Source organism: Aequorivita vladivostokensis, from assembly GCF_000952855.1.
GTDB classification, from domain to species: domain Bacteria; phylum Bacteroidota; class Bacteroidia; order Flavobacteriales; family Flavobacteriaceae; genus Aequorivita; species Aequorivita vladivostokensis.
In genome coordinates this window covers 453,254-472,255 of the sequence record NZ_JSVU01000001.1, presented here as the reverse complement: position 1 = coordinate 472,255, position 19,002 = coordinate 453,254, and the positions used below count along the sequence as shown (strand labels likewise).

Sequence of the window (19,002 nt, the reverse complement as noted above, 5' to 3'; positions counted from 1 at the left end):
GAAAAATTGTAAATAGGTTTCATAATCATAGCCGCTAAAGTAGCCAATAATTGTGAGGCGGAAAACGTTTTATGAAAAATTTTAAATCGCGAAGTGCAAACACTTCAGAAGAAAATTTATGTAGTTTTGCTATTCTGAAAATATGTCGATAAAAGTAGAAAATATAACCAAAACATACGGCGAACAAAAAGCGCTGAACAAGGTTTCCTTCACCATAGAAAAAGGGGAAATCGTAGGATTTCTGGGCCCGAACGGCGCCGGAAAATCTACAATGATGAAAATTTTGACCACCTTTCTTCCCGCTTCGGAAGGCGTGGCGATCGTGAACGGTTTTGAAGTAACGAAGGATGATATTTCCGTAAAAAAAAGCGTTGGCTATCTGCCCGAACACAATCCGCTTTATTTGGATATGTATGTTCGAGAATACCTTCTTTTTAATGCGGGAATTTATAATATTCCCAAAGCGGAGGTTGAAAGCGTTATTGAAAAAACCGGTTTAACGCCCGAAGCGAACAAAAAAATAGGCCAACTTTCAAAAGGGTATCGCCAACGGGTTGGGCTTGCAAATGCGCTGTTGCACGACCCCGAAGTCTTGATTTTGGATGAACCAACTACCGGTTTGGATCCAAATCAATTGATTGAAATCCGTCAACTCATAAAAAACGTGGGCAAGGAAAAAACAGTTTTGCTTTCCACCCACATTATGCAGGAAGTGGAAGCCATTTGCGATCGCGTAATAATTATAAACAAAGGCGAAATAGTGCTCGATAAAAAACTTTCAGATTTAAAAAATAATCAGCAACAGATTATTGAAGTGGAATTTGATTATCGGGTGGAAGAAGTGGCTTTACAACAGCTTCCGAAGATTCAAAAAGTTGAAAATTCCATCGGTTTTGTGTATCAGCTTTACTTTGAAACCGAGCAGGATATGCGCGGAAAGGTCTTCGATTTTGCACACGATAATGGCTTGAAAATACTTCAGCTCCACCAAAAAAATACAACGCTCGAAAAATTGTTTTCTGAATTGACTATTCAAAAATAAGTTTCCCTCGATACAGTTCCTCGACCTCAACAATTGCAGGTCTGTTTTTGGAAATAACATTGCCCAAACTCACAATTTTTCCACGAATGGCCAATTGTGGATTCACTACCATTTCGCCTGTACTTCGGTGATAAACATAGAGGTTCTGTACGGTTAAATTTTCAGCAAAAATCCTGCAATCGCCTGCGTAGAGCCCAAAATTGGTATTGGCAGCACTTCCCTTTATATAAAACTTGGACAGTCCATTGGCCACGACGCTTAAACTCTGAACATCCAAATTCAATTTAAAATCGCCGTCAATGTGATACTGATCCTCGTTTTGCTGATCTTCCGACAAAAGTGTTAACGACGGATACCGAAGCACGCCGATACTTTCAATAAGGTAACCAGTGCTACTGCGGATTTCGGTTATGTTTGGCGAAGTGATATACACCTTGGTTATTTCGTAATCACGAACCAAATTGCAACTGTTGTTATTGTGAATTTCAAGTCTACCATCGGTTACGGTAACTTCTACATCATTCATAAGGCTTTCTCCTGTTTCAATAACCACTTTTTGCTCTTCACCCTGTTGAATAAATACCTTGGTACGCTCCCAAACCAATATTTTAGTAAAGGGCGGCACTGTAACTTCGTTTTGTACGATAGTTCCAGCATTCTGAATACAATCCCAACTCGACTCTGAATTACAGCCCGTAAAAATCAAAACCAAAATGCAGTAAAATATGTTTTTCATAATCTTTTTCTGAAATTTTCAGAATTTTTTACAATCTGTAACCTACACCAAACTCAACTGCTTCCGCTTTTGCCCAATGTGCATGAACGCTTATGGCGGCAAAAATTTTATCGTTGAAAAAATATCGTTTAAGCCCTAAACGGTTATAAATACGGTTTTCAAATTCATAAGGCCAATATACATAATAACCCAACTGCGAAATAAACGCAACTTTATTAAAACGCCATTCGTGGCCCACAAATACCCCAACGCGTTTATAATCTTCATCACCCGAAAGTCCGTCCTCTGGATAGGCAATTGAGCGATAGTTGATCAATTCTTTCAAAAAAGTAGAAAAGAAAACATCTACCCCAGCTGTAAATGTGCTTTTATAGTTAATGCGTTTGTCCACAAAAGCTGAAATTACATAAAAAGGCTCTTGCCCTAAACCTACTACATCACTTTCATTTATACCTGTTCTAAAAGCAAGGTTGTATTTAAACCTTTCTGCGTGGGTTTTGCTGAGCGAATCTTCTTTATGAATGTATTCTGGAAATTCCTTATAATCCAATTGATAACTTACCCCTGCATTTAACAAAAATGAATTAGTACTGTTGTTCGGAGCTTTAAAATTGGCATTGCTATAGTGGATAACCGTAAAACCTGCGTGAAGGCCCAGCCCCTTCCAAATGTTTTCACGCACAAAATTTCCTTTTAAAATAGTTGTACTCAATAAATGTGTGCCATAAGCATTGTTGATGTAATTTGTTTCCTGATCATAAGGGATTGCAGAATATGCAATTCCCTGCCCAACGCTCAGCATAAGGTGCCTTTTTAAAAAATACCAGTTCATATGACCATAGGCCCCAATTACATTTCCCAAATACTCGTTGTGCATATTTTGATATGCGAGTGTAAAACCCCAATCGGGATAATTATAACGGCGTTCCCATTCGTTAAACCCATAGGTTTTTCGATTAAAGGAAAGAATAAAACCTGTGGGATGTCCGGTAATTAAGTGCTCAATATCTGGATTGTGCTCCAGAATACTTCCGTAGAAAAAATCTGCCTCCAGTGAAATTGGTTTCAATTCTTCTTCTTGGGAAAAAAGCGAAAGACTTATAAATAGGACTGAAATTACGGAAAGAAAGTGCTTCATATTTTTTTCAACGCCCGTAAAGATAAACTAATCTTCAAATAATAGCCTGCCCGTGAATAATTCTTTTACATCTACCAGCGGAGGGCGGTTGTGGCTGATAATATCGCCCGTGGCCACGATTTTTCCGACGATACTTTGCTGCGGATTTACTATCATTTTGTTCGCACTTCTTTGAAAAACAGTGAGTTCATCAATTATAAAATTTTCTCCCTCAAACCGGGGCATTTCGTCAGCAAAACTAAGATTGGCTTTGCCAGCGGTGCCCGTAATATAAAAAACACTTTGGCCGTTTGCGCTTACGCGGAAATCTTCACAAATAAGGTTCAAATAAAAATCGCCGCTCTTTCTGATTGTTTCTGGGCCAGCCGAACTGTTGCTAACCAAAGTGAGTTGCGGAAAATTCAATATTCCCTCGCCAATTACGTCGTAAGCCGAGCTATTCCTGATTTCAGTAATGTTTGGCACGGTTACAAATACTTTCGTAATGCCGTAATCGCGGACCAAATTGCAATCATTATTATCTTTCACCACCAAAGTATTTCCTTCAACACCTACGGAAATATCGCTTAAAAGGTTTTCCCCGGTCTCAAGTTTTACCTGCTGCATATCTCCTTGTTTCAAATATAAAGTGACCTCATCTTCAATTCTAATTTTTGAAAATTCGGAAACAATATATTCTTTGGAAATTGAATCTCCTGCCGCTTGCACACAGTCCCAACCGTTTTCGGAATCGCACGAAAACAGCAAAAAAACCAAGCTGACAAAAAATAACTTCTTCATAATCTATATTCTAATTCCCACGCCAAATTCCACGCCTTCCACTTTCGCACCGTGCGATTTTAGCGTGATTGCGCTGAAAAGTTTTTTGGTAAAATAATATTTCAGACCTGCCCGAAAATATGTTCTTCCCTCAAAATCGTAGGGATAATATACATAATAGCCAACCTGTGAAACTACTGCCAATTTATTGATGGTAAGTTCGTGCCCTGCAAAAATCCCGACGCGTTTAAAATCCTCATCGCCTTTAATGCCCATATTTGGAAAAGCAATGGAAAGGTATTCTATTTCCTTTTTCAGAAATGGCAAATAGAAAAAATCCGCACCCAACTGAAGCGTACTTTTATAGCTCAACCGCTTGTCCGCAAAGGCCGAAATCAAAAAAAACGGATGCTGCCCAAGATTTAAATAATCGCTTTCGTTCAACCCGCCGCGGAGCACAAAGTTGTATTTTATAGGTTCCGAAATTTTCTTGGGAATGGAATCGGTAATGTATTCAGAATTCCTTTCATCACCAAGTGAATATTGCACGCCCACATTTAAAGTGAAAGCATTCGTACTCGAATTTGGCGCCTTAAAATTTCCGTTGGAATAATGCACCAAAGCAATTCCCGCTTGAACCCCGAAGTTTTTGAAGAGATTTTGTTTGTTGTAATTCAGCATCAAATAGGTTGAACTCAACAAACGTGTGCCGTAAGCGTTGTTTTTGAAATTGGTCTCCAAATCGAACGGATTGGTGTTATAGGCAATACCCTGCCCAATTCGGAAGAAAAGATTTCGTTTTAAAAAGTAAAAATTGAAATGCCCATAAAGCCCATAATTTTCACCCAAAACATCGTAATGTGCATTTTGGTGCACAAAGGAAAATCCCCAATCGGGGTAATTGTATTCCTGTTGCCACCGTTCAGCTCCGTAGGTTTTTCGGTTAAAACCAACGATGAAACCGTCGGGATGCGCTTTCACCAAATGTGAAATATCTTTATTGTGCCGAAGAATGGTTCCGTAGAAATAATTGGCGTCCACGAAAAAATCCTTGTTTTTTTCCTGTGAAAAAACAAAAGAAGTTGTGAGAAAAAACACCAAAAACGCAATTCGGGACATCGCCGCAAAATAAAGCAATCTTAAAATACCTGCGAAGCGATTTCCTTAATATTGCTGCTTTTTCCCATAGAATAGTAGTGAAGAAAAGGCACGCCGGCTTTTACAAGTTCTTTGCTCTGCTTTACGCACCAATCAATCCCAATCTGCCGAACCGCTTTATTGTCCTTGGCATTTACCACTTCCATCACCAGCGAATCAGGCAAATCTACTTTAAATCTGTGCGGAATTAAATTGAGATGCGATTTTACCGCAATGGGTTTCAAACCCGGAATAATGGGCACGGTAATTCCTTCTGCCCTGCATTTTTCAACAAATTTGAAATATTTTTCATTGTCGAAAAACATTTGGGTAACGATGTATTCCGCGCCGTTTTTTATCTTCTTTTTTAGGAAATGGATATCGCTCTCGCTGCTCGGGGCTTCCATATGTTTTTCGGGATATCCGGCCACGCCCACACAAAAATTCGTCGGGAAAGTATGTTGAAGCTCGTCATCCAAATAAGTGCCTTTATTCAAAGCATTTATTTGTGAAACAAGGTCGCAAGCGTACTTATGGCCGTTTTTCTCGGGCGTGAAATAGGTCTCACTTTTAACCGCATCGCCGCGCAGGGCCATTACGTTATCAATTCCCAAAAACTGGAGATCTATCAAAAAATTCTCGGTTTCTTCCTTCGTAAACCCGCCGCAAAGAATGTGCGGCACGGCATCAACTTCGTATTTGTTTTGGATTGCCGCGCAAATCCCCACCGTTCCCGGACGTTTGCGAACGATTTTCTTTTCAATCAAACCGTTCTTCAATTCCTTAAAAACATATTCCTCCCGATGATAGGTAACGTTTATGTAGGGCGGCTGAAACTCCATCAACGGATCAATATTCTCAAAAATGGAATGTATATTTTCCCCTTTCAAAGGCGGTAAAATCTCAAACGAAAACTGTGTTTTTCCGTTGCCGTTTTTTATGTGCTCGGTTACTTTCATCTAATCTGCAAGGTTTGTTTTCAGCCAATTCGTGGCTTCTTCTAAATTCATATTTTTTCGCTTTGCGAAATCTTCCACTTGATCTTCCTTAATTTTTCCAAGACCGAAATAGCGGGCTTCGGGATTGGCAAAATAATATCCCGAAACCGAAGCCGCTGGCCACATGGCCATATGTTCCGTGAGTTCTACGCCGATATTCTCTTTCACTTTTAAAAGCTCCCAAATAGTCCTTTTTTCCAAATGGTCGGGACAGGCGGGATAACCGGGCGCTGGGCGAATACCTTTGTATTTTTCTGAAATCAAGTCTTCGTTTGAAAGATTTTCTTCGGAAGCGTAGCCCCAATAGTTTGTTCGCACTTCTTTGTGAAGATATTCCGCAAAAGCCTCTGCCAAGCGGTCTGCCAAAGCTTTTACCATAATCGCATTATAATCATCGTGCTCTGCAACATATTTTGCGGCCAATTCCGCAGTTCCAAAACCGGCACTTACGCAGAAACAGCCGATATAATCCCGAATTCCGCTTTCCTTTGGCGCGATAAAATCTGCCAAGGCAAGGTTGGGTTTTCCTTTTGCCTTTTGGGATTGTTGGCGAAGGGTTCGGAAAGTCCCCCCGTCCCCCGAAGGGGGGGCCCCTAAAATAGTTCCCCCTTTGGGGGTTAGGGGGACTACTTCAATGTCATCATCATTAACAGTATTCGCCTCAAAAATTCCAAAGACAGCCCTCGCTTCCAACAATTTTTCTGAATTTATTTTATGAAGCATTTTTTTCGCATCCTCAAATAATTCCGAAGCTTGTTCGCCCACAATTTCATCCGTCAAAATATTTGGATACCTGCCGTGCAGTTCCCAACTTCTGAAAAAGGGCGTCCAATCTAAATAATCCAGCAATATATTTAAATCGAAATCCTTTAAAACGTGAACTCCCAGTTTGTTGGGTTTCACTATTTCTGAAGAATTCCAATCAATTTGAAACTTGTTTTTCCGCGCTTCGGAAATGGGCAAATAGGTTTTTACCTTTTGACGTTTCAGAAAATCCTTTCGGAAGGTTTCATATTCCTTTTTAATGTTTTCTTTATAGGCTTCCGAAGTTTCCTTTTTTAGCAAATCGCCAACCACCGTAACCGCTCGCGAAGCATCATTTATATGCACCACGGCACATTCGTACTCAGGATCAATTTTTACCGCGGTATGCGCCCGACTCGTAGTTGCGCCGCCAATGAGCAGCGGCACCGTAAAATTTTGACGCTGCATTTCCTTCGCCAAAAAAACCATTTCGTCCAATGAAGGCGTAATCAAACCGCTCAAACCAATGGCATCCACGTTTTGTTCTTTCGCGGTTGCGATTATTTTTTCGGGTGGCACCATTACGCCCAAATCTATTATTTCATAATTATTGCACGCCAAAACCACGCCTACAATGTTTTTTCCAATGTCGTGAACGTCGCCTTTTACGGTTGCCATTAATATTCGACCAGCCGAATCCGTCCCCCTGGCCCCCAAAGGGGGAACAAGTTCGGCCTTCTCCCCCTTTGGGGGCTGGGGGGACTTTTCAGTCAAATCTTTTTTTGCTTTTTCAATATACGGAAGCAAATAAGCAACTGCTTTTTTCATTACACGAGCAGATTTAACCACTTGCGGCAAAAACATTTTTCCACTTCCGAAGAGGTCTCCAACCACGTTCATCCCCGTCATTAAATGCCCTTCAATCACTTCAATTGGTTTGGAAACACTTTGCCTCGCTTCCTCAATATCCTCTAAAATAAATTCGTCAATTCCTTTTACCAAAGCTCTGGTAATACGGTTTTGCAGCGGTTCTTCCCGCCAGGAAAGATCTATTTTGCTCTCTTTTGATTTTCCGACCACGTTTTCGGCAAAATCCAGTAATCGCTCCGTAGCATCTTCGCGACGGTCGAGCATTACGTCTTCAACGCGTTCCAAAAGATCTTTTGGAATATCGTCGTAAACCTCCAACATCGCAGGGTTAACAATCCCCATATTCATTCCCGCTTGAATGGCGTGGTACAAAAATACCGAGTGCATCGCCTCGCGAACGGGATCATTTCCACGGAAACTAAAGGACACATTGCTCACGCCGCCGCTCACGCTCACGTGCGGCAGATTTTCCCGAACCCAACGAGTGGCCTCGATAAAATCGATGGCGTTTCTTCGATGTTCATCCATTCCCGTTGCAACCGGGAAAATGTTTAAATCGAAAATAATGTCTTCGGGTGCAAATCTCACTTGGTTCACCAAAATATCATAGGAGCGTTTTGCTATTTCAGTTCTTCGCTCGTAATTATCGGCTTGGCCCGTTTCGTCAAAAGCCATTACGATTACCGCGGCGCCATAGCGTTTTATGAGTTTTGCGTGGTTGATAAATTCTGCTTCGCCCTCCTTTAAACTAATTGAATTTACCACACATTTTCCCTGAACCACTTGCAATCCGGCCTCAATGATTTCCCACTTGCTGCTGTCTATCATTATTGGAACGCGGGAAATATCCGGCTCGGCGACCACAAGGTTCAAGAATTTCACCATCGCCTCTTTCCCGTCAATCAGTCCATCGTCCATATTCACGTCGATGATCTGTGCGCCGTTTTCCACTTGCTCGCGGGCTACGGAAAGTGCTTCTTCAAAGTTCCGTTCTTTTATTAGTCGAAGAAATTTCTTTGAACCTGCCACATTGGTGCGTTCTCCCACATTTATGAAATTGCTTTCGGGGGTGATTATAAGGGGTTCGAGCCCACTCAGTTTTAGATATTTTTTATTTTCTGTTTTCATTTTTTATTATCCTTTGTGTCCTCTGTGTCTTTGTGGTTTATTTTTTCACCACAGAGGCACAGAGAGCACAGAGTTTAAAATGGCAAATTCATTAAATCCACATTTCCGCCGGAAATTAATATTCCAACTTTTTTATTTTTAAACCGTTCTTTTTCGCGAAGTAAAGCCGCAAAAGCAACTGCGCTGCTGGGCTCCACGATTATTTTCATCCGCTCCCAAATAAGTTTCATTGCTGAAATAATTTCGGTTTCTTCAACCCTGATTATTTCTGAAACCAATTCTTTTATAATCGGGAAATTGACATCGCCGAGGAATGTTTTCAATCCATCGGCAATTGTATTCGTGGTTTCGTTGAATTCTATTTTCCCGCTTTCTAGACATCGAAAAGCATCGTCAACTTCAAACGGTTCGCCGCCGATGGTTTTGCAATCAGTGCCGAAATATTTTACCGAAAGTGCAGTCCCCGCAATCAATCCGCCGCCGCCAACTGGTGTGAAAACATAATCGAGATCGGGATGAGTTTGAAGTAATTCCGCTGCTGAAGTTGCATTGCCGAGAATAACATTTCTGTCGTTTGAAGGATGGATAAATGTTGCTCCGGTTTCTTTTTGAATTCGTTCGGCTTCGGTTTCTCTCGCAATCGGGGTTGATTCTGATTCTGTGATAATTCCACCGTAACCTTTTACAGCTTCCTTTTTCACTTGTGGCGCATTTTCTGGCATTACGATGTATGCTTTTACGCCAAGATTTTTCGCAGCCAAAGAAAGGGCTTGCGCAAAATTCCCAGAAGAATGGGTTACCACGCCATTCTTCTTCTGTTCGTCAGAAACCTGCCCATTCGGCAGGCAGGCTTGTAAAATGGCATTGGTTGCGCCCCGCATTTTAAAAGCGCCCATCTTTTGGAAATTCTCACATTTGAAGAAAATTTCGGCACCCGAGAGTTCATTCAAAAAAGAAGATTTTAGCACAGGGGTATTGTGAACGTATGGTTTTACACGTTCGCAAGCCGCCTCAACTTCTTGTTTAGTGGGAATCATACGGCAGCATTTTCAGAATTAAAAACAGGTCGCGGTTTATATTTTGAAGCAATTTCAGCAATGGCTTTAATGTGCTCGGGCGTGGTGCCACAACAACCGCCGATGATGTTCACCAATTGTTTGTCTAAATATTCCTTTACCTGCGAAGCCATTTGCTCAGGACTTTCGTCATATTCCCCAAAGGCGTTTGGCAGACCCGCATTTGGATAGGCGCTTACGGCAAGATTGGTGCGGTTTGCAATCACTTCCAAATGGGGCGTGAGTTGTTTGGCGCCCAAAGCACAATTGAAACCTACGCTCAAAAGTGGAATATGCGAAATTGAAATCAGAAATGCTTCCGCCGTCTGCCCCGAAAGTGTTCTTCCGGAAGCATCGGTTATGGTTCCACTTATCATAATTGGAATGTCGAGATTTCGCTCTTCCTTAATTTCATCAATTGCGAAAAGGGCTGCTTTTGCGTTCAAAGTGTCGAAAATGGTTTCAACCAAAAGCAAATCCACGCCGCCATCAATCAAGGCCTCGGCCTGTTGTTTGTAGGCAACGCGGAGTTCTTCAAATGAAATAGCGCGAAAACCTGGATCATTTACATCGGGGCTCATGCTGGCGGTTTTGTTTGTCGGCCCCATTGCTCCGGCTACAAAACGTGGTTTGTTGGGTTCTTTCGAAGTGAATTCATCTGCAACTTTTTTTGCAATTTTTGCAGATTCGAAATTCAATTCATAAACCAAATCCTGCATATCGTAATCTGCCATTGCAATAGTAGTGCTGGAAAATGTGTTGGTTTCAACAATATCGGCTCCTGCTGCGAAATATTTGGAATGGATTTCAGCAATGGCTTGTGGCTGGGTTATAGAAAGTAAATCGTTATTCCCTTGTACCGATTTATGAAAATCCTTAAACCGCTCGCCGCGGAAATCTTCTTCCGAAAATTTATAGCGCTGCAGCATCGTGCCCATGGCGCCGTCGAGGATTAGGATTCGGTTTTGTAATTCCTTTTGTATTTTATTCATTGCTTTTCGTTTTAGAAACCTTGCAGAAAGTTTTTAAACTCCTATTACATCCAACGATTTTCCGTTTAGCTCAATACTATACGTGATTTTTACCGAGGCTTCCATCGTAATTGAAACCGAGCAATATTTTTCAAAGCTCAACTTAGCGGCACGGACAGCCTTGGCCTCGTCAATCTTGCCTTCCAAATGTAGCGTTACATGTATTGCTTCAAACGGTTTTGCCTCGCGTACTTCTTTTCGCTGGCCTTCCACCTCCATTTTATAGGAAGTGATTTCCTGCCGTTGTTTTTTCAAAATTGAAACAACATCTATCGCACTACAACCGCCAACACCCATTAGTAAAAGCTCCATTGGGCTTGCGCCTTTGGAAGGTTCGTCGGTTTTGTTGTCGATTAGAACTGGAACTCCGGAAGCGCCTTTTGCTTCAAAAAGATAGTTGTCGTTTATTCTGTTTAAGGTAACTTTCATATTTTATTTTGTTTATCGTTTAATTAGAAATGACATAGGACGGTAACACGTAGGAGGTAGGACTAAATTATACAGGATTTTTTTTGTCAAAAGTCTTTTGTCTTTTAGCGAAGCGGTCTTATGTCTTACGTCTTTTTTAATCTTTATCGCTTATTCGCAAAATATCGCCAAAAACGCCACGGGCCGTCACCGCTGCGCCAGCGCCCGCACCTTGGATAACTATTGGATTGTCGCCATAACTTTCGGTGTAAATTTCAAAAATGGAATCGCTGCCTTTCAATGCTCCCAACATACTATTTTTGGGAACAGAAGCTAAACTTACATCCAAAAAGGCACCGGTTTCCTTTGATAAATCGCCGTGCAAATCTGCAACGTAACGAAAAACCGAATCCTTCGCCTGATTCTTCTTTTTAATTTGAAACGGTACATCCAATTCTTTTAATCGCTTTAAAAATTCTTCTTTTGAAACGTTCCGCAGATCCTTCGGAATTAAGTTTTGAATTGAAATATCCGCAAACTCGTTGTGCAGATCCAATTCACGCGCCAAGATAAGCAATTTCCGTCCAACGTCATTGCCACAAAGGTCTTCGCGCGGGTCGGGTTCTGTAAATCCTTTGTCGATTGCCGATTTTAAAACCGAGCTGAACGTTCTATCTTCTTCGGAAAAAGTATTGAAAATATAACTCAACGAACCAGAAAACACCCCGCGGATTCGCGTTATATTCTCACCCGAAAGATGCAAAAGTTTAAGGGTATCTATCAACGGAAGTCCAGCGCCTACGTTGGTTTCATATAAATACTGCCGCTTTTTTGAAGTCAACTTTTCACGAAGTTTTTTGTAAAAATTCAAATCCAACGTATTGGCGATTTTGTTTGAAGAAACCAAATGGAAACCGTTTTCTACAAAAGCTGAATAATTTTGAACGAAGCCAGAATCTGCTGTGTTATCAACTAAAATCAGGTTTTGAAGGTTGTTGGATTTTGCAAAGGAAATTACTTCTTCCACATTATAAGACTGTCCAGTTTCCAGCTTTTCTTCCAACCAATTTTTGTTCAAACCTTGTTGCTGAAGCAAAACCGTTTTTGAATTTGCGATTGCGAAAATATTCAGTTCCAAATCGCGTCTTCGGGAGATTTCTTCCTTCGAGGAGATTATTTGATCTACCAATTTGCCACCCACATTTCCGTGTCCAAAAATGGCTATGTTTATTTTTTTCTTTTTTATACTGTTTAGGTCAATTCGGTGCAAAACCGGATTATCCAATACTTGCGTGCTCATAATTTTTTGTTTTTGTAACTAATTCTGAATTAAAAATGGGGTTCAGAATTCCCGTTAATTGTTCGTATTCAATTAAAAATGCATCGTGCCCGTGAATGGAATTTATTTCGGCAAAATGCACGTTGTCTTTTAAAGGTTTTAATGCGGAATACGTCTCTTTTATCTCTTCGTTTAAATAAAATCCGTCGCTGTCAATGCCCACCAAATAGATGTTTCCTTCAATTTTAGATGCCATACTCAAAAACGCTTCCTCTGTTTTAAAATCTGAGGTAACCAACAAGTGGTTCATCAATTTATAGGCTTGTAATTGAAAGCGTTTTTGTAAGGTTTCACCGTGGTGAAGCAACCAACTTTCAACATTGAAAATATGCTTCGCTTCGTTTAAACTTCTATTGAATTTCTGTTTAAAAGACTGCGGGGTTCTATAGAAAGTCATCGCATGTACTCGCGCATCGTGCACAGGATTTTCAGAATTATATAAAATCTGCTTCTGAACTCTGCATTGCGCAATTAACCAATCCGTCGCTTTCCAATCCGTAGCAATTAGAATTATATTTTGAAATAATGCAGGCTTTAAAACTGCCATTTGCCAAAGAATACTTCCGCCCAAAGAACCTCCGATTCCTGCAAAAACTTTCGATATTTTAAGTAGTTGCAATCCTGTTAAAAACCATTTGGCAACATCGTAAATGGTTATGTATTCATAATTTTCAATTAAAAATCCGTCGTATCCATTGCCTGGAATGTTGAATGATAGAATTGTATATTCTTCACTATTGATACATTTCTCAGGGCCAATTAAATCTTTCCACCAGCCTTTTTCACCGCAAACATTGCTGTTTCCGGTAAGCGCGTGCGTTACCAAAACCACGGGAGCCGTGCCCAATTGCTTCCCAAAAACTTGGTAGCTTAAGGGAAGATTTTTGAGGCTAACTCCACTTTTTGTGGTGTAATCTGCTATTGTTAGAATTGAGATGTGAGACATTAGATTTGAGACTTGAGACGTGAGATTTGAGATTTTCTAAACCAATTGTTCTTTAAAAACGCTCTTGAAAGCTTGTTCCAAATCTGTCTTTAAATCGTCGATATTTTCCAAGCCAACGGAAAGTCTGATTAAATCTTGACTTACCCCCGAGGCCGTTTGATCTGCTTCGTTTAACTGTTGGTGCGTTGTGCTAGCAGGGTGAATTATCAAGGATTTCGTATCGCCTATATTTGCTAAAAGTGAAAATAACTTCACATTATCAACTACTTTTTTCGCAGCTTCGAAGCCTCCTTTTACGCCAAAAGTAACCAAGCCACTTTGTCCTTCGGGAAGGTATTTTTGGGCGAGGTTGAAATACGGATTATCCGCCAAACCGGGGTAATTCACCCAAGCTACTTCTTCTCTACTTTGAAGCCATTTGGCGATATTCAGCGCATTTTCGCTGTGTTTTTTAATTCTAATTTCCAGAGTTTCCAAACCTTGAATAATCTGAAAAGCGCTAAACGGGCTCAAAGCCGCGCCGAAATCGCGAAGCCCCTCAAGGCGTACTTTTGCGATAAAAGCGGCTTCCTTTAAAACCTCGGAATAAACTAAACCGTGATAACCTGCAGAGGGTTCGGTAAATTCAGGGAATTTTCCGTTGGCCCAATCAAAATTTCCTGCGTCAATAATTGCACCACCCAGTGTTGTCCCGTTTCCGTTGATGTATTTTGTGAGGGAATGGATTACAATATTTGCACCGTGCGCAATAGGGTTCAACAAAGCCGGAGAAGCGACCGTATTATCCACAATTAGTGGAATTTTATTCGCCTTTGCTTCAGCGGCAATCGCTTCGATATCCAAAACATCCAACTTCGGATTTCCGAGGGATTCGATGAAAATTGCGCGAGTATTTTCTTTTACGGCTTTTCCAAAGTTTTCAGGATTTGAACCATCGATAAACGAGGTTGTAATTCCCAAACGCGGTAAAGTAACGTTTAACAAATTGAAAGTTCCACCGTACAAACTGCTGGACGCCACAATATGGTCGCCCGCGCGAAGCAGTGTCAGCAATGTTGTGGAAATGGCAGATGCGCCCGATGCAGTGGTAACCGCGCCGATACCATCTTCCAAAGCCGCCAAACGTTTTTCCAAAATATCGCAAGTTGGATTGTTAAGGCGCGAATAAATAAATCCGGGTTCGGAAAGATTGAACAGGTTTGCAGCGTGGTCGCTATTTTTAAAAACGTAACTGGAAGTTTGGTAAATTGGCACCGCTCTGGTTCCTCCGTTGGCGGTTACATCGTGTCCTGCGTGCAACAAGTTTGTTGCGAAATTGTTTTGTGTACTCATTTTTCTAGTTTTTTTGAGTTAATAAAAAAATTAAAACAAAAGCCAAAATGCGCCTTGCGACGTACTTTAATAGAAAAATGTTAAAAAGAATAATTGAAAAGCAATTTCAGATAAGAAATTGTCTTGTCGTTATCTATCATCAATTCTGAATTTTCAGGATTGTTGTAGAATGTAGCACCTTCTTAAATGAGATTCCCACCTGCGCGGGAATTTAAGGGTTGCTAAGGCGTCATAGGGTCTATTCCCTCGGCCTTTCTTGATAACATTTCAGTAAAGATTTGAACTTTGTGAGTGCAAATATATGTTCGGAAAAATTTAATAACCAAATATTTCGCCAAAAAACTTTAAATAAAATTGCGGTTCATTTAATTTTTTTACTTTTGCCCAAGACAAATTAAGAGGAAAGATTTGACTGATTGCAACCTCAATAAAAAATGCTAAAGGCAGTGAAAACTTCCCTTCGGCGCTTTCGTCAAATCTTCTGAAAACTATAAATTTTAAAACCATTTTATGGCCTATTTATTTACTTCGGAAAGCGTTTCTGAAGGACACCCAGACAAAGTTGCGGATCAAATTAGCGATGCGCTTTTAGATAATTTTTTGGCTTTCGACCCTGAAAGTAAGGTAGCTTGCGAAACGTTGGTCACCACCGGACAAGTTGTTTTGGCAGGCGAGGTGAAAAGCAATACCTACCTTGATGTGCAAAATATTGCACGTGACGTAATTAACAAGATTGGTTACACAAAAGGCGAATACAAATTTAGTGGCGATAGCTGCGGAGTTATTTCATTGATTCACGAACAATCACAGGATATTAACCAAGGTGTGGACCGCGCGAATAAAGAAGAACAAGGCGCTGGCGATCAAGGGATGATGTTTGGTTATGCTACCAAGGAAACCGAGAACTATATGCCGTTGGCTTTGGATATTTCGCATAAAATCTTGATTGAATTGGCTGCGTTGCGCCGTGAGGATTCGGCAATAAAATATCTGCGCCCCGATGCGAAAAGCCAGGTAACCATTGAATACAGCGACGATAATATTCCGCAGAAAATTGTTGCAATTGTTGTTTCCACACAGCACGATGACTTTGATGAAGACGAAAAAATGCTTTCGAAAATCAAAAAGGATATCACGGAAATTTTGATTCCACGCGTTAAAAAACAACTTCCGGATTACGTTCAGAAATTGTTTAATGACGATATTACCTACCACATAAATCCAACGGGGAAATTCGTAATTGGTGGCCCACACGGAGATACGGGCTTAACTGGAAGAAAAATCATCGTTGATACGTACGGCGGAAAAGGCGCGCACGGTGGCGGTGCTTTTAGCGGAAAAGACCCGAGTAAAGTTGATAGAAGTGCGGCTTATGCAGCGCGACATATTGCAAAAAACTTAGTTGCTGCAGGTGTTGCAGACGAAATTTTAGTTCAGGTTAGTTACGCAATTGGTGTAGTAGAACCAACTTCAATTTTGGTGAACACTTACAACTCTAAAAAGATAAAACTTTCTGACGGCGAAATCGCTAAAAAGGTTTCAGAAATATTCAACATGCGTCCTGCCGCAATTGAAAAAAGGTTGAAATTGAGAAACCCTATCTATTCCGAAACGGCTTCTTATGGACATATGGGAAGAAATCCTGAAGTGATTACCAAAACTTTTGAAAGCCCGTACAATGGACAAATTACAAAAGAAGTGGAGCTTTTCACTTGGGAGAAGTTGGATTATGTTGATAAAGTGAAGGAAGCATTCAACTTGTAAAATCCATCCCGATAGCTATCGGGACAAATACCAAGTTCCAAATAAATTCCAAAACACAAATCCCAAATTCCAAGTGTACTCTTTGGAATTTGGGATTTATTTTTTTGTGATTTAAAAAATTACATTCCTCCTTTTCTTTGGGGAACCCTCGGTGTTGGCCAAGTTTGGCGTTCTCCTGTTTTATCATCAATTGGCAGAATAATTTGCTCGCGCGAAGTTTTTGAATCGTCTTCCGAAGCCATATAAGCCAAAATTGCAGTTAAAATTACGTTGCTTTGCACATCGTCAAAAACAATTTTATCATAGGTATCAAGGTTTGTATGCCAAGTGTAATTCCAATAATCCCAACTTAAAGAACTCAAGCTGAAAGCGGGTGCACCGGCCGCCACAAAACTGGCATTGTCTGAGCCACCGCTTGCTGGCCAGCCGGGAAAAGTGGTTTCAATATTTTTGCGAATTGTATCTGGCACAGCACGCAACCATCGTGAAATATAATCATAAGACTGTAAAAATCCAGCGCCATTAATACTCTTTACTCTTCCGGTTCCATTGTCCTGATTGAAAACCGCTTGAATGTTATTTACAATTTCGGGATGGTCTGCAACGAAGGAAGAAGATCCGTTTAAACCTTGCTCTTCACTTCCCCAATGGCCCACTAAAATTGTGCGTTTTGGATTGGGATATACTTTTTTTAGAATTCGCATGGCTTCCATCATCACTAAAGTTCCAGTGCCGTTATCTGTTGCGCCCGTTCCGCCGTCCCACGAATCAAAATGTGCTGAAAGGATTACGTATTCTTCAGGTTTTTCAGTGCCTTTAATTTCTGCGATGGTGTTAAAAGCAGGCATTACCCCCAAATCCTTAGATTCTGCAACCACGTGTATTTTCGGTTTGTCGCCGTGTTCTACCATCCGGTAAAGCATACCGTAATCTTCCAACTGAATATCTACGGTAGGAATTTTTTTGGTGCGCGCCCCGAAGATTTTATTCGCGCCAAAAGCTTTGGACCAGTACGAATCAACAATGCCAACTGCACCGGCTTCTTCCAAGGCTGGAATAATGCTTCTCCGGTCGTAGCCGCTGCGTTTTATGTTTTCGTTCCAGGCTTTGGTCATTTCTTCTCTTTCCGTCTTCATTTTTTCAAAAGATTCGGGTGTGGCCCATTCTTTCCAATTATCGTCCGGTCTTCCCGTGGGCTGTCTCATCGCAACCATCACGAATTTTCCCTTCACATTCGGCAACCATTTTCTGAATGAAATTGAATCCTTTATTTCGGGAAGCACAATCAATTCAGCAGTTACGCCTTTTGAGGAGGTACCTGGATTCCACGCTAATTGTGTCCCGCTTAAGGTTTGAACACGTGGCGAAACCATATCGATATGGGTTATGCCGCGCTCCCAGCCTTTCCATTCGCCCCATTGTTGGTTTTCTGCGGAAATACCCCAACTTTTATATTTGGCAACGGCCCAATCGTGGGCTTGCTGCATTTGGGGCGTGCCAACTAAACGCGGACCGATATCGTCCATTAATTCGTGCCCAAGTATTTCTAATTGTGAATTTTCGTAAGCCTCTTTTTGGATGTTTTCAATTACGGTGTTCTTTTCCTGCGAAAAGCCCAGTAATGGTAATAAAAGGAGAAAGATGTAAAGGGATAACTTCTGCATAATAAGTATTTTAGGTTTCAAAGATTTTTTCAAAAATGAAATCTAAAACTACGATATATTTGGGAGTACTAAAAGCTTATGGAAACCGTAAGCAAAAAAAACATCCAGACTTGTCAAAACCATTGAAATCTTATCCTAGCTTCGAGAAATCTAGACTTTTGGAATTTGGATTTTAAATTTTTTGGTACTTTAAATTATATTATGATTTTTCGCCTTTTGCACCGCTTCAATCTTGCTGTGCACTTGTAGTTTTTTGTAGATATTTTCAATGTGTTTTCGGACCGTGCTGGGCGAAAGAAAAAGATGATCTGCAATTACCGTATAACTTAAACCTTTGCTGAGCTGCTCCAAAACCTCAACCTCGCGGGTGGAAAGGGAGATTTCCTCCTTGTCTTTCAGGTTTTGAATATCTATGGGGTTTCGCAATAGTTTCAAGGTTTTCATCGCAATGGAAGGGTTCATCGCCGCGCCGCCATTTAAGGTTTCCAAAATTCCGTCGTATAAATCTTTTGGGTTTATTTCCTTCAGCAAATACCCGTCCGCACCCGCTTTTATGGCGTTGAAAATATGTTCGTCATTGTCAAAAGCCGTAAGCATGATTATTTTGATGTGTGGATATTTCTGCTTAACGATTTGCGTGGTTTCGATGCCGTTGAGAACGGGCATTTCAATATCCATCAATATTAAATCTAGGTTGTGGTTTTCCTCCAATTTTGTAAGCAGCTCACTACCGTTCAACGAGGTATGCTTGACCGAAACATCTTCAAAAAAAGAAAGTTTCTCCTTTACGGCGTGGATAAGGAAGGAATTATCGTCAACAATGGCGAGTTTCAACATTTTCTGTTTGGTTAGTCGTTTAAAGATACTGAAATTAGCTTAAAAAAGACAACCGGAAAATAGGGCATTTGCCG

At 40.8% G+C, this 19,002-nt stretch carries 16 protein-coding genes, 1 pseudogene and 1 riboswitch; of the genes and pseudogenes, 2 read left to right on the top strand and 15 right to left on the bottom strand.

What is annotated here, in order from left to right:
* The first annotated feature begins 142 nt into the window (after positions 1 to 142).
* Positions 143 to 1,042, top strand: coding sequence for a gliding motility-associated ABC transporter ATP-binding subunit GldA (gldA, locus tag MB09_RS02115; RefSeq protein WP_045079190.1), 900 nt, complete (start codon positions 143 to 145; stop codon positions 1,040 to 1,042).
* On the opposite strand, the gene MB09_RS02110 is transcribed toward gldA, so the two are convergent.
* The 13 genes and pseudogenes from MB09_RS02110 to MB09_RS02050 form a co-directional block, all read right to left on the bottom strand.
* A complete protein-coding gene (locus tag MB09_RS02110; RefSeq protein WP_045079189.1) occupies positions 1,029 to 1,778 on the bottom strand; it encodes a head GIN domain-containing protein in 750 nt (249 codons plus the stop codon). The two genes, gldA and MB09_RS02110, sit on opposite strands and share 14 nt — an antisense overlap.
* A 28-nt stretch (positions 1,779 to 1,806) precedes the next feature.
* Complete coding sequence (locus MB09_RS02105; RefSeq protein ID WP_045079188.1) at positions 1,807 to 2,916, bottom strand: acyloxyacyl hydrolase; 1,110 nt, start codon at positions 2,914 to 2,916, stop codon at positions 1,807 to 1,809.
* Between the two features lie 27 nt (positions 2,917 to 2,943).
* Entirely contained in the window at positions 2,944 to 3,696 is a 753-nt protein-coding gene (locus MB09_RS02100) for a head GIN domain-containing protein (RefSeq protein ID WP_045079187.1), read from the bottom strand.
* A 3-nt stretch (positions 3,697 to 3,699) separates the two neighbouring features.
* Complete coding sequence (locus MB09_RS02095; RefSeq protein WP_045079186.1) at positions 3,700 to 4,794, bottom strand: acyloxyacyl hydrolase; 1,095 nt, start codon at positions 4,792 to 4,794, stop codon at positions 3,700 to 3,702.
* A gap of 20 nt (positions 4,795 to 4,814) precedes the next feature.
* A complete protein-coding gene (gene metF, locus MB09_RS02090; protein WP_045079185.1) occupies positions 4,815 to 5,771 on the bottom strand; it encodes a methylenetetrahydrofolate reductase [NAD(P)H] in 957 nt (318 codons plus the stop codon).
* Positions 5,772 to 8,552, bottom strand: coding sequence for a methionine synthase (gene metH, locus MB09_RS02085; protein ID WP_084709013.1), 2,781 nt, complete (start codon positions 8,550 to 8,552; stop codon positions 5,772 to 5,774).
* 74 nt (positions 8,553 to 8,626) lie between these two features.
* Positions 8,627 to 9,589: a pyridoxal-phosphate dependent enzyme gene (locus tag MB09_RS02080; RefSeq protein WP_045079184.1), complete on the bottom strand. Its 963-nt coding sequence runs from the start codon at positions 9,587 to 9,589 to the stop codon at positions 8,627 to 8,629.
* Positions 9,586 to 10,599, bottom strand: coding sequence for a homocysteine S-methyltransferase family protein (locus tag MB09_RS02075; RefSeq protein ID WP_045079183.1), 1,014 nt, complete (start codon positions 10,597 to 10,599; stop codon positions 9,586 to 9,588). Before MB09_RS02075 ends, MB09_RS02080 begins: the two co-directional genes overlap by 4 nt.
* 33 nt (positions 10,600 to 10,632) lie before the next feature.
* A complete protein-coding gene (locus MB09_RS02070) occupies positions 10,633 to 11,067 on the bottom strand; it encodes an OsmC family protein (RefSeq protein ID WP_045079182.1) in 435 nt (144 codons plus the stop codon).
* Between the two features lie 136 nt (positions 11,068 to 11,203).
* Positions 11,204 to 12,283 (bottom strand): annotated as a pseudogene (locus tag MB09_RS16550) (aspartate kinase); the annotation flags it as partial.
* Between the two features lie 40 nt (positions 12,284 to 12,323).
* Positions 12,324 to 13,331 carry an alpha/beta fold hydrolase gene (locus MB09_RS16545; RefSeq protein WP_045079181.1) on the bottom strand — a complete coding sequence of 336 codons (1,008 nt, stop codon included), beginning with the start codon at positions 13,329 to 13,331 and terminating at the stop codon, positions 12,324 to 12,326.
* A 36-nt stretch (positions 13,332 to 13,367) separates the two neighbouring features.
* Complete coding sequence (locus MB09_RS02055; protein ID WP_045079180.1) at positions 13,368 to 14,663, bottom strand: O-acetylhomoserine aminocarboxypropyltransferase/cysteine synthase family protein; 1,296 nt, start codon at positions 14,661 to 14,663, stop codon at positions 13,368 to 13,370.
* Positions 14,664 to 14,789: 126 nt separating this feature from the next.
* Positions 14,790 to 14,929: riboswitch (SAM riboswitch) on the bottom strand.
* A gap of 49 nt (positions 14,930 to 14,978) precedes the next feature.
* On the bottom strand, positions 14,979 to 15,170 hold the full coding sequence (locus tag MB09_RS02050; RefSeq protein ID WP_045079179.1) for a hypothetical protein: 192 nt from the start codon (positions 15,168 to 15,170) through the stop codon (positions 14,979 to 14,981).
* Between the two features lie 3 nt (positions 15,171 to 15,173).
* Here MB09_RS02050 and metK point away from each other — a divergent pair, with 3 nt between their 5' ends.
* Positions 15,174 to 16,427, top strand: a complete 1,254-nt coding sequence (gene metK, locus MB09_RS02045) for a methionine adenosyltransferase (protein ID WP_045079178.1) — start codon at positions 15,174 to 15,176, stop codon at positions 16,425 to 16,427.
* A gap of 119 nt (positions 16,428 to 16,546) precedes the next feature.
* On the opposite strand, the gene MB09_RS02040 is transcribed toward metK, so the two are convergent.
* Together MB09_RS02040 and MB09_RS02035 are read right to left on the bottom strand one after the other, a co-directional pair.
* Positions 16,547 to 18,091: a M20/M25/M40 family metallo-hydrolase gene (locus tag MB09_RS02040; RefSeq protein ID WP_045079177.1), complete on the bottom strand. Its 1,545-nt coding sequence runs from the start codon at positions 18,089 to 18,091 to the stop codon at positions 16,547 to 16,549.
* 189 nt (positions 18,092 to 18,280) lie between these two features.
* On the bottom strand, positions 18,281 to 18,928 hold the full coding sequence (locus MB09_RS02035; protein WP_045079176.1) for a response regulator: 648 nt from the start codon (positions 18,926 to 18,928) through the stop codon (positions 18,281 to 18,283).
* Positions 18,929 to 19,002: the final 74 nt, after the last annotated feature.